This window comes from Peribacillus sp. CSMR9 (assembly GCF_033141925.1).
Taxonomy (GTDB): domain Bacteria; phylum Bacillota; class Bacilli; order Bacillales; family DSM-1321; genus Peribacillus; species Peribacillus simplex_A.
In genome coordinates this window covers 1-11,251 of sequence record NZ_JAOPHO010000094.1, presented here as the reverse complement: position 1 = coordinate 11,251, position 11,251 = coordinate 1, and the positions used below count along the sequence as shown (strand labels likewise).

Annotated in this window: 15 protein-coding genes and 1 pseudogene; 3 read left to right on the top strand and 13 right to left on the bottom strand. The window is 35.3% G+C overall.

The window, feature by feature from the left end; all coding sequences use genetic code 11:
• Positions 1 to 237 precede the first annotated feature (237 nt).
• A complete protein-coding gene (locus N9I19_RS22700) occupies positions 238 to 498 on the top strand; it encodes a hydrolase (RefSeq protein WP_317779058.1) in 261 nt (86 codons plus the stop codon).
• Between the two features lie 306 nt (positions 499 to 804).
• Positions 805 to 864: pseudogene (locus N9I19_RS25360) on the top strand (DUF4083 family protein); the annotation flags it as partial.
• Positions 865 to 1,032: 168 nt separating this feature from the next.
• Here the strand turns inward: N9I19_RS25360 and N9I19_RS22695 are convergent.
• Positions 1,033 to 1,887, bottom strand: coding sequence for a helix-turn-helix transcriptional regulator (locus tag N9I19_RS22695; protein WP_061464629.1), 855 nt, complete (start codon positions 1,885 to 1,887; stop codon positions 1,033 to 1,035).
• Between the two features lie 119 nt (positions 1,888 to 2,006).
• Here N9I19_RS22695 and fabF point away from each other — a divergent pair, with 119 nt between their 5' ends.
• Positions 2,007 to 3,242, top strand: coding sequence for a beta-ketoacyl-ACP synthase II (fabF, locus tag N9I19_RS22690; RefSeq protein WP_317779057.1), 1,236 nt, complete (start codon positions 2,007 to 2,009; stop codon positions 3,240 to 3,242).
• Between the two features lie 71 nt (positions 3,243 to 3,313).
• Here the strand turns inward: fabF and N9I19_RS22685 are convergent, their stop codons facing one another.
• The 12 genes from N9I19_RS22685 to N9I19_RS22630 form a co-directional block, all read right to left on the bottom strand.
• Entirely contained in the window at positions 3,314 to 3,760 is a 447-nt protein-coding gene (locus N9I19_RS22685) for a MarR family winged helix-turn-helix transcriptional regulator (protein WP_317779056.1), read from the bottom strand.
• 44 nt (positions 3,761 to 3,804) lie between these two features.
• Positions 3,805 to 4,566 carry a pirin family protein gene (locus N9I19_RS22680; RefSeq protein WP_317779055.1) on the bottom strand — a complete coding sequence of 254 codons (762 nt, stop codon included), beginning with the start codon at positions 4,564 to 4,566 and terminating at the stop codon, positions 3,805 to 3,807.
• 25 nt (positions 4,567 to 4,591) lie between these two features.
• Positions 4,592 to 4,945, bottom strand: a complete 354-nt coding sequence (locus N9I19_RS22675) for a DoxX family protein (RefSeq protein ID WP_081108899.1) — start codon at positions 4,943 to 4,945, stop codon at positions 4,592 to 4,594.
• Between the two features lie 254 nt (positions 4,946 to 5,199).
• Positions 5,200 to 5,940 (bottom strand): type I methionyl aminopeptidase, encoded by a 741-nt coding sequence (gene map, locus N9I19_RS22670; protein ID WP_061465100.1) that lies wholly within the window; start codon positions 5,938 to 5,940, stop codon positions 5,200 to 5,202.
• Positions 5,941 to 6,210: 270 nt separating this feature from the next.
• Entirely contained in the window at positions 6,211 to 6,567 is a 357-nt protein-coding gene (locus tag N9I19_RS22665) for an MmcQ/YjbR family DNA-binding protein (protein WP_284469827.1), read from the bottom strand.
• 121 nt (positions 6,568 to 6,688) lie between these two features.
• On the bottom strand, positions 6,689 to 7,072 hold the full coding sequence (locus N9I19_RS22660; protein WP_317779054.1) for a YkvA family protein: 384 nt from the start codon (positions 7,070 to 7,072) through the stop codon (positions 6,689 to 6,691).
• 166 nt (positions 7,073 to 7,238) lie between these two features.
• Complete coding sequence (locus tag N9I19_RS22655) at positions 7,239 to 7,778, bottom strand: DUF1572 family protein (RefSeq protein ID WP_317779053.1); 540 nt, start codon at positions 7,776 to 7,778, stop codon at positions 7,239 to 7,241.
• Between the two features lie 396 nt (positions 7,779 to 8,174).
• Positions 8,175 to 8,645: a DinB family protein gene (locus N9I19_RS22650; RefSeq protein ID WP_317779052.1), complete on the bottom strand. Its 471-nt coding sequence runs from the start codon at positions 8,643 to 8,645 to the stop codon at positions 8,175 to 8,177.
• Positions 8,646 to 8,980: 335 nt separating this feature from the next.
• Positions 8,981 to 9,430: a GNAT family N-acetyltransferase gene (locus tag N9I19_RS22645; protein WP_284469824.1), complete on the bottom strand. Its 450-nt coding sequence runs from the start codon at positions 9,428 to 9,430 to the stop codon at positions 8,981 to 8,983.
• Positions 9,431 to 9,720: 290 nt separating this feature from the next.
• The gene (locus N9I19_RS22640; protein WP_317779051.1) at positions 9,721 to 10,095 is read right to left on the bottom strand and encodes a hypothetical protein; all 375 of its coding nucleotides are present in this window, start codon (positions 10,093 to 10,095) and stop codon (positions 9,721 to 9,723) included.
• A gap of 154 nt (positions 10,096 to 10,249) precedes the next feature.
• Positions 10,250 to 10,738, bottom strand: a complete 489-nt coding sequence (locus tag N9I19_RS22635) for a hypothetical protein (RefSeq protein ID WP_317779050.1) — start codon at positions 10,736 to 10,738, stop codon at positions 10,250 to 10,252.
• A 46-nt stretch (positions 10,739 to 10,784) separates the two neighbouring features.
• A complete protein-coding gene (locus N9I19_RS22630; protein ID WP_289337123.1) occupies positions 10,785 to 11,027 on the bottom strand; it encodes a hypothetical protein in 243 nt (80 codons plus the stop codon).
• Between the last annotated feature and the right edge of the window lie 224 nt (positions 11,028 to 11,251).

Below are 11,251 nucleotides of genomic sequence, written 5' to 3'. Positions count from 1 at the left end.
AAAAATTCTCGAAAGAATGGGTAAAAGACGTTCGTGAAAATATAGAATCCGAATGATGATGCTCTAAGTTGAATGCCATAAAATAACTAAGTGTATCATCACTGTCCCTCGTAGCCCAAGGAACAAAAAAAGCCTAATTAACTCAAAAATGGGCCAAGCATTCAATCACTTTGTCCACTCCAGATTGTTTTCCCTTTCATATGTTATTAGACAAGCTAATGAAAAGGGGATGTAATGATGAGTAAAAAAAATTCATCGAGCCGCCAATCCAGTTCATCTCGTAAAAGATGCAATGGATGTATATGTAATACTTTACGCCGTTTGAGTCCTGGTACAGAAGTAGACGTTTTTTTATCTGGAGGCACAGTTCTTGAAGATGTTATCTTCCTTGCCTTTGACAAAAATACTTGTTGTGCCCGATTCAGGGACGAAGAGGGAGAACCCGGTACTATCCTTATAGTTGACTGCCGAGACATCCAAGCCCTTCGCATCGAGTAATGATATTTAGGGGGATCCTTCATTTTTGAAGGATCTTCTTTTATTAAGGCTGTTTTCACATACTTTGTTGCTATTTACCAGGTAGTGAGTTGTGGTTGATTTCCCCTCCAGATGCTCGCTTTCCGCGGGGCGGGCGGTGAGCCTCCTCGGCGTAAACGCCTGTGGGGTCTCACCTGTCCCGCTGCTCCCGCAGGAGTCTCGCACTTCCGCTCCAATCAACCTTAAATAGTTTCGTTTTAAAAACAACAATCTTTACGAAAAGAGCCTTTATTAATGACACTGTATTGAACTAACCATTTTAAGTTAAGTAAACACAGCATAGAACAAAAACTTGATAGAATAATTGAGCTACTTGAAAATGATTAAAGAGAATAGTTTCTTTTATGATTTCCAATTTATTTGTTCCCACACTTTGATTATGCGACACAAAAGACATGTTCCCCATAAAGACAGTTCCAATCTTAAGCTACCCCCGTTAGCTTAAGAAGAAAAAACACCTTAGTTGGCATTTTTCGGCACAGTAAATTTGCTGGTTTATGAACTTTCAATGGAGATTTTCTTCATTAATCGTTTTAATTTATCTTCTGTAGCTGTTCCATCTACTGGTGTATAGATACTGCACCTTAAGTCCATGTCCCCCTGGACTTTAAGAGAAGTTAAATTAAACAACATCTTTCCGGCTTTAGCATGTCTAAATTCAATCATCATTTCTGGAGCTTTACTCACTTGACTTTCTTGCCATAAAGACTGAAATTCCGGGTGAGAATTACTCATTTCTTTAATAAATAGGTTATACCATTCATCACCTAAGTAGTGACCATAATAGGCACGGAAAATGGAAAGAAACCCCTTAACAAAATGCTCCCAATTCACAGCTAATGCTTTTAATTCTTTTCTTGTAAATACTAGATGGATCAAATTTCGTTGATCATCTGGGAGTTGTTCAAAATCTAAAAATACATGTGCAGCAGCATTGTTCCAGCCTACAATATGACAATGTCGATCTGTAATGATAGTAGGACAGTACATCAACTCAGCTAAAATTCTTTCCAAAGAAGGACTAAGTTTTGGCTGATCCTTCTTTCGATCAATAATGGGTGATTTCACTTCTAAAGCTAAATCATATAGATACTCTCGTTCATCATTATTTAATTGTAGAGCTGTAGATATGCAATCCAATACGCTTGTAGAGACCTTTATATCCCGACCTTGCTCCAGCCACGTATACCAAGTAGTACTAACTCCAGCCAAATGTGCAACTTCTTCTCTTCGTAAGCCAGGTGTTCTTCGCCGTGTACCAGCAGGTATACCGATAGATTCAGGCTTTATTTGGGATCGCTTCGTTTTTAAAAATGAAGACAAAGCTTCAAGTCTGTTTTTATCATCCATTTCTAAAACCTCCATCATAACATTTAACTTAGTAGTTATTATACCAGGATAAACACTCACTTGTAATAGGATAATCCCGAAGTATAATACAAGTATACTATTCATTGGAGTGATGAAAAATGGAAAGAGTCGTTATTACCGGAATGGGAGTAGTCTCTCCTATTGGAAACAACGTAGATAAATTTTGGAGAAATCTGACTGAAGGGAAATCGGGCATTTCCTCTATTGATACATTTGACGTAAGCAATCATAAAGCAAAAATTGCAGGAATTATTCGTGATTTTAATGCAGATGATATTTTAGGAAAAAATGAAGCCCGACGTCTAGATCGCTTTTCTCAATTTGCTTTGGCTGCTGCTGAACAAGCCTGGACTGATTCTAATTTAAATATTGATGATATCAATCTTGAAAGACTTGGCGTATATGTTGGTTCGGGGATAGGAGGAATTGAAACATTGATTGATAATGTGGATACTCTTCGAGAAAAAGGTCCAAGACGAGTTAGTCCAACCCTGGTACCTGCCATGATTTCAAATGCTGCCGCAGCCCAAATTAGTATCAAGTGGAACGCAATGGGACCTACTATGTCACCTGTTTCTGCTTGTGCGATCGGAAATACAGCTATTGGTGAGGCATTCAGACTTATTCGCTTTGGAGAAGCAGATGCCGTTTTTGCAGGAGGAGCAGAGGCAGCTATAACAGATTTATCTTTAGCTAGTTTTGGTAATGCTACAGCATTATCAACGAGAAACGATAATCCAACTAAAGCTAGCCGTCCTTTTGATGTAAATCGAGATGGGTTTGTCATGTCAGAAGGAGCAGGAATTTTAATCTTGGAATCTTTGTCTCACGCTTTACAAAGAGATGCAAAAATTTATGCAGAAGTCATTGGGTATGGTGCGAGTTCTGATGCCTATCATATGGTAGCTACACACCCAGAAGGTAAAGGAGCCTATCTTGCAATGAAAATGGCTTTGAAAAATGCAAAAGTTTCTCCTGAAGAGATTGATGTTATTAGCGCTCATGCAACAAGTACAGAAGTGGGAGATCGATCTGAAACACTGGCCATTAAAAAACTATTTGAATCAAAAGCTTATCAAATCCCAATAACAGCTAATAAATCTATGCTTGGTCACATGTTAGGAGCAGCAGGAGGCGTGGAAGCAATTGCCTTGGCAAAAAGTTTAAAGGAAGGAATTATTCCTCCAACCATCAACTTAGAAAAGCCTGATTCATTATGTGATTTAGATTATGTACCAGGTGTTGCTCGTAAAGTGGAAATAAGTATTGGTCTATCCAATTCATTCGGTTTTGGAGGTCATAATGCAGCTATCGTTTTAAAAAAATACGAGTGAATTAAATTTCGCTCGTATTTTTTTTATTAAAATTAAAGATCCTCAAGAGAACCTTTAGTTAGTAATGGGGCTTATAAACTTTGTGCCCCTATTCCTATTTTCTTTAATAAATAAATTAATTGTTCTTTCTCTTCGTTAGTAATGAATGAAACATTTTCTGAGATTGTTGCAACGTGTTTTGGGAAAATCTTGTCAAAAAGTGCTTTTCCTTCTTCCGTTATGACGACATTAGAAGCCCTTCTATCATTAGGGTTTGGTTGTCTTTCTACAAACCCTTTCTTTTCTAACTTATCTACGACATAGGTGATACTTCCACTTGGAATAGAGAACGTCTCACTGATCTTTTGGACAGGATGCGGACCTTTACTGTAAAGCAATTCAAGAATCATAAAATTTTCCCTACTAATATTATGACTTTCAATATCTTTCAGTACGTTTTCGGCAACAGCTTGGGAAGCTTTCATCCAAACACGTAACAACCTCAAATCCAACTGACTTTGTTCATCTCCTTGATACATTCACCGAACCTCCTATTACAATAATTTTTAAAATTCAATTTAGGTTATCTTGGTTTTCTGTATAAAGGATAATCAACTTCAACTGGAATTTCTATTAGCAGCATCCGAAGTTCTTCACCTTTAGGCTGAATGGTAAAGCTTTCAACTTTCTCTGATTGAATAATGATGAAATCCTTATTATCAAATGAAACCTCCAATTCATCAATAACACCGCCATTACCTCTAATAGCTAAACCAGCTAGTGTCCGATTAGGTGAAAGAGCATAATTATAGGTTGCACCATTTCCAAGTTCAACATCGTACATTTTGGCATCTGTCACGAGATTGATTGGTGAATGTTCACCTAATATCGTCTTAATCATTACACCGTTTTCCGAAGTGATTGGGAAATCTTCATGCACGTATTTTGAGTAAGTGGGTGTTCGCTTTATGGCTTTGCTTAAGTGCGGCTCGAACCAAATTTGAAACCCTTCTGACGGCTCAAGAAGAGATTCGGCATGTTGCACACCTGAGCCGGTTTGCATCACCTGAACACCACCAGCACCTACTTCGCTAATCGTACCAAGCGTATCTTGGTGACGACCTCTCCCCTTAATGTTGTAGCTTAATATCTCAAAACCTTGATGAGGATGAAAACCAATACCACCTTCGCCCTCAGATTTTGCCCATGCCCAGTAAAATAATGGTCCTAGCCTATTTATTAGTGATCCTTCTCCAGAAAAGCCAATGGGTTTTTGTTCTATTATTTTACCGCCATCAAACTGCCCAAACGCCTGATCTTGTGGTTTAATAATTTTAATATCCATTCTAATTCCTCCTTTATGTTAATAATTAAAGCAATGAGCCAAAATTTATAAGTAATACAATTAATCCAAGAATTAATAAAACAATCGGCATCATCATTTTGCTTACAGAATCTTTAATTTTGATGTGTGTGAAAATTGCCCCAAGCATTGTCCCAACAATAAATAAACCACCCCACGCAGCTAACTTATCATTCCAAATACCTGAGATAACTAATACTGCTCCAATAACTTCAACCAGACCTGTAAATATCCTAAAACCTCCTGGATACCCATAACGCCCAAATTCATCCACCATTTGCTTTGAACCGAACTTCATAAATCCAAACATTAGGAATCCTAATCCTAATATGCTTTGAAGAATAATTGATAAAACAGTCATTTATTTTCTCTCCCTTTAACCTAATATTATTTATCCTAAACTTAGTGCTTTTTTATCCTAACATTAGGATAAGTCTTGTGTCAACAAAAAAAACAACCCGATTTATGGTTATTGGGTTGTTTTTTTATCTACTATTCAAATTGTTTCTTCTTCAACTATCCTGCCCCTTTAGCTCATAAGAAAAAGAGCTGCCAAAGCAACTCCCTTATTTAAGTGGGTTGATGTGGGATACACCAATCGAATCCTCGCTTGAATTAAAGTGTGACAATAATCGGACCATCTTTAGTAAGGATAATAGTATGTTCCAATTGAGCTACATAGCTTTTTTCTGTAGCATATGTCCAACCGTCTTCTTTTTGGAGCACTTCTTCTTCAAAGGTTGAGATAAATGGTTCGAATGCGATAACCATCCCTTCCTTTAATATTTCATTATCCCATGGATCATAATAATTGCAAATATGGTCAGGTGCTTCGTGTATTCTACGTCCAACACCATGTCCTGTAAGGTTTTTGATAACAGTGAATCCATGTTGTCTCGCTGTTTCGAATACTGCTTTTCCGATTCTGCTTTTTTTGGAACCGGGTTTTGCTTTCTTAAGACCTGCTTCAAATGCCTTTTTAGCAACGTCGCATATTTTCGTTAATACTTCTTCTCCTTCTCCTACCACAAATGAGATTCCTGTATCTGCAAAATAACCGTTCTTTGAAGCAGATACATCTATATTTACTAAATCCCCTTCATGAATAACCCGATGACCCGGAATACCATGTGCCACTTCTTCATTAAGACTAATGCAGGTATAGCCAGGAAAATCATATACACCTTTTGGAGCTGACACTGCACCTGCTTTTTCTAAAAGTTCTCCGGCTATATCATCAAGTTCTTTGGTCGTTATGCCAGGAATTGTCCTTTGTACCAATTCATCTCTAATGGAGGCAATAATTTTGCCAATTTCCTTCAAACCATTAAAATCTTCTTCTGTTTTTGCAATCATTTTTATCCTACCTCATTATCTTTTATCATTAATAAGCTATATAAGTATTAATTGTACCTTTATTTTCTCGAAAAATAAAAGCAATGTAAAATATTTGGTACCCCCCTCAGCTGAATTATTCTTCGATCAAGGAATGGAACCACAAAAAGGATTTAGTACATATGACTATACTAGTAATTGGATTAACCTTCCACTTTTCTTATAGAGCTAAACTGCCCCCGTTAGTTCCTTAAGGAAAAGGCATAAATCCTTCCTGCTGAATCAATGCCTTCACTTTTTGAAATTAACTTTACTATTATTTTTTTTAGTTAACATATAGCTTTGTGTTATCATTTCGTAAATGGCTTCCTTTGGAACAGTACCGTCAAGTATTATCGAATTCCAATGGTCCTTATTAAGATGAAATGCCGGAACTACCGAATGGTAAATCTGACGCCAATAATCTAAAAAACCGGGATCACATTTCACATTAATCCAAATATGGCCATCTTTTTCAAATATCCACGCAAACACTTTCTTGTTATCTATATGTCGCATTAACGTCCAATTCTTATCACGAAATGGATAATCTTCATATGTATTACCCATTCCCAAACAGTAACCGATAGCTCCCTCTCTATTTTTCATTGTTAACCTCTTCTCTAACATAATAACTTGCTAGTTTTTTAATAAAGCTGCATCCCATACGACTGCCCGTCGCACAAAAAGCTGCCTTAAAGGCAGCTCCGATCTTAAGCTATCGCATCTGTCAGTTGATTAAGCGATAAATATTACTAATAGCCCATATTATAATTAAGACCCAAATCAATAATATTATTGAGCCGACTATCCAATTCTTCGGCTTACCGTTTTTCATCATTTCCTCTGCCTTAACTTCACAGTCGGTTAATACACTCTTTGGAATCATCCTTAATGCAATCATTATCCCTATTGGAACGAGAATTACATCGTCTAAGTAGCCAAGAATGGGTATAAAATCTGGTATTAGATCAATCGGACTGAATGCATAAGCAACAACACAAGCTGTAAATACCTTTGCATACCAAGGCATCCGTTCATCTTTACAAGCAAAGTAAAGGATAAAAATCTGTCGTTTTAAATTTCTCGCCCAAGCCATAATTTTGTTAAACATTTTATCTCCTATAATAGTAATGATTTTATTTTCATTATAACAAAATGAAATTTACTAAAGATTGTTTTGTACTAATCTTCCCCGATATAGACAGCTCTGACCTTAGCTCTAGCACCCGCTGCTTAATAACGAGGTGTTTTTTTAGCAGGGTTATACTATTCTTGGTTTATTTTCCCTGGTGTTTATCAAGCATTTGTTTTAAATATTCTTCCGATTTTCCTTTTTGAATACTGAGACTCTCCCATTTATTATCTTTTACTTGTTTACCAATAAAAACAATTTGCCCCACATGATAAGCATAATGTGCCATCTGCCTTTCAATAGCCTCTAAAACTAAATGCCTTTCTCCACGAATGTATATATTTTTTAATAAATCTTGTTCGCTTAAACCAGTTAATGTATCAATTAGGGTTTTCCAGCCTTTTTCCCAAACAATAGTTAGTTCGGATTTTGAAGATATATCATCTATAAATTCTTCATCACGATTTCTATATTCCTTTTCTCCGTCTGACGTTAAAAAATCAGTCCACCTTGAAACCATATTTCTACTCAAATGCTTTACTATTACTGCAACACTATTTGACTCGATATTATACGTCCAATGTATATCCCCTTCGGATAATTGATTTATCGTTTTATCTCCTAGGCTTTTTACACTTTTAAACCTTTCGATTACAATCTTTAAATATTCGTTTCCAATATCCATAATCATTCCCTCCCTAAATACATAATTTAATTTTACTAAATTTTAAATGACGAAATATTCTCTCTACTTATTGTAAATGAAATTAAAGTGAAATATCGTAATCTCACCAAAAAAGGCATTTTACGTATCCCTAGTATAGTTTATTGGTTATATCTTCTAACCTATTATAAAAAATGAAGACTTCAAATTATTATTAATTAAAAAAATGTTATTATTAATTTGTATATTTTCCGGAGATTATTATTAAGATATCAGGAGGTTTACAAACGGGAATGGTTAGTGGAGTAAATGAAAATAGAGAGTGTTATGTAGACTAATAATGTATAAAATATAACAAAAGAAAAAACCAGTTTTATTAGACTGATTTTTTCATCTAAATATAACACTTTGTTAAATTCAGTTTTTAACACTTACATGTTCAATTATACGCTTCATCGCCTGAATTTGCCCCATATGAGTCGCTTCATGCATTAATGTTAAACCTGCGAGTTCTCCAACAGTCTTACAACCTAGGAATGGTGTATCCAAATCTTGATCTAGCTGTTCAGAAGAAATTTGCTTTATACGAGTTAATTGACCTTTCAACTGTACAATAAGTTGATCCATAGCAGGTATATTCCCTGTCCAATCAGCTGGTTTTGTACCATTCCCAAACAATTCTATATAATTCATGGGAAGGTGAGTTGTTACATGCGGGAAACCAAACATAGTTTGTTCAGTAATTGTCAAAACGTGACCTGTATGCCAATGAATTGTGTTATTAAAACCATCTGGCTGCACATCAGTTTGTTCCTTAGAAACGGACTCTACATTCTTGATGAAATATTCTCTTGTCATCTCAAATTGCTTAAATACAAGTTGATTCATCTTTTTCTCCCCTCTCATTAACAAAATCATCCATATTATACCAGTAAAAAACGAAAAAGAATATAGTTGAAACTTCCTAAAATTAGCTTTATGTCAACCGGTTTTTGTTCCACAGTAGGGCGCGATTCTTTTAATAAGGTTCGCTTTTCCTAATGAACTCGGGTGCGTTAGCTGAAGATCGGAGCTGTCTTTATGGCAGCTTTTTTTTATATGAGGGGCAGGATAGTTGAAGAAGGATAAGCATTCAAGGTTAACGAATTATTAAAAAGTAATATACATTTTATGGAGTAATTTTACAGGTATAAAAAAGCTATAGGAGTCTCCGTTAACATTGTTTATTTTGATATCCATTCATATTGAATATCAGGTAAATTTTCTTCATTTTCGTGTCCTCTACCAATGATTTTAAATCCATTCTTTTCATAAAATCGTTGTGCGTTTTCATTTACTTCAAATGTATATAATGTTAATCTCCCACTTGATTTTGCTTTTATTTTATCTAGTAATGTTTGACCTATACCAATTCCTTGATAATCTATATGAATATAAAGTTGGCTTATTTCCGTTTCATTAGAAGCAATCATTCCAACTACTCTATCGTCAATTAACGCTAAATTTATTTGAAACTGTTCAGGTAATATATTATTTAAAAAATAAACGTGATTTTCAAAGCTATGAATTTCTTTCTGACCAATTGCCTGTTCCTTACTATCTCGCCACATTTTCACCGTTTGTTCAGCGTACTTGGGATTATACTGAGTAATTATGATTTGGTGTTGATTCACTACAATACCTCCTCAATTTTTGTTTACTGCTTTATTTGTAGTTTTCTTGTTAAAAAAACGATGAATACTACCCATTACGTATATAGGTTTTATAAAATTTCTTCCTAGCTTCTCTCCCTATTCAGCACCGTTTATGAAACAAGAAAGTAGCCTCTATGGCAGCTCCATTCTTCAGCTATTGCACCCGTTAACTTAGTAAGAACGATTGATGCACTTTTAAATTATTCCAAGTTGATTTCCAACCTTCATTAATGAAGTAAATTACCTATTAGCTGAATCAGACTTTTTTGCTACCCAGTAAAATGTTCTTTGAAAATCTGGTTAAAATAAGGCTTAAAATCAATTTCAATCATTTGTTGGTAATCCTCATTAACAACTGTTAATAGTACAACTGAATGGTCTTTTTTATCTGATGTAATTTCGAATTTATCAACCCGTTTTAAGTCCAAAAGTGATAACAATCTATTTGAAGTACGGTGAGTTACTTGTATTTTTACTTCTCCATAGGAGGGCGAAAGTGTAACAATAAAGTCTTCTTCTCCATTAGAAAATCGGTATGTTGCTTTATTATAATAAAATGGCAAGTCTTTTGAAGTAGTATCTAATAACAATGGTTCACATTCAAATAACGACAGAAAGTCATTTTCTTCTGGAAATGCAGCCATTTTCCCTGATCACCTTCTTTATCACTATTTTAACAGTTTCATATTCAACTAACCTGCCCCTTTCGTTCCATAACAAAAAGGTTGCTTGTGTAACCACCCTTTGAGGTAAAGCACCATTAGTTTAAGTATAGGATTTCACAGTCCAACCATTCCTTTATTTAGTGGACACAACCAATTCATGTGGCATGCCAAGGTGCCGGTATTTAATTACGACTTTGTCAATACTATGTTCATGCACTAACGAAAGAGCATATATGGCATCATCTTCTGTTGCAGTACCAGCATTTACTTTATCAAGTTGCTTTTGTGGGTCTGTCTTTGGTTTAAGAGTTATAGAATCTAATCCTTTGAAGGTATATTCACTTGCTTCTTCGCCATTAAAATTGTCAGAGATAATAAACCCTTTTGGATGATAACTCACTTGTAATTTCACTTTGGATGGTACAACTTCATCATTGACAAGAACCTCTTCAATTTGAATATCATCAAATGGACTTTTATTTCCTACCGAAACCAATTGTACCTGCTTATCATTCGCTGAAGCACTTGGATAAGCTACTAAAGGTTGGTTTAATTTCAGAAAAAAGAAGACACCTATAAATAAAACCACAATACTAATGACACCTATTAACACCTTTTTCAAAAAAACACTCCTTTACTAACCCACCCTTTTAATTTCATATTTTGCTCTACATTAAAATGATAATTCCACAAATCGCAGCTACCCCAACAAAAGATAATACGTAAAAATAAGGTGGTATAACTTTACCGACAATCTCTGCTTCCTTTTGAAGGGTGTCTACTTTATCCCATGCATTCACAATATCTGGTTTATAGCTCTTTGTTTTTATAATACTCACTAACATCAAACAGACTATGTATAAAACATGAAGTGCAATTGAACCAATAATCGCTTGAAGAACCAACTTCATATTCTTACTCCTTTTTTCATTAAATATACCATAATAATCCATTTTAGTCTTTAAACCTAAACCCTCGTTATTAAGGGTATTGCACAGTTTGTGTCTAATGAGAAACAAAAGACGGCTTCGATCTTAAGCTAACGCACTCGTTTGTTGCATAAATCGAGTAGGAGGAGGCGCCTAGCCTCCGACCTCTCACACCACCGTACGTACCGTTCGGTATACGGCGGTTC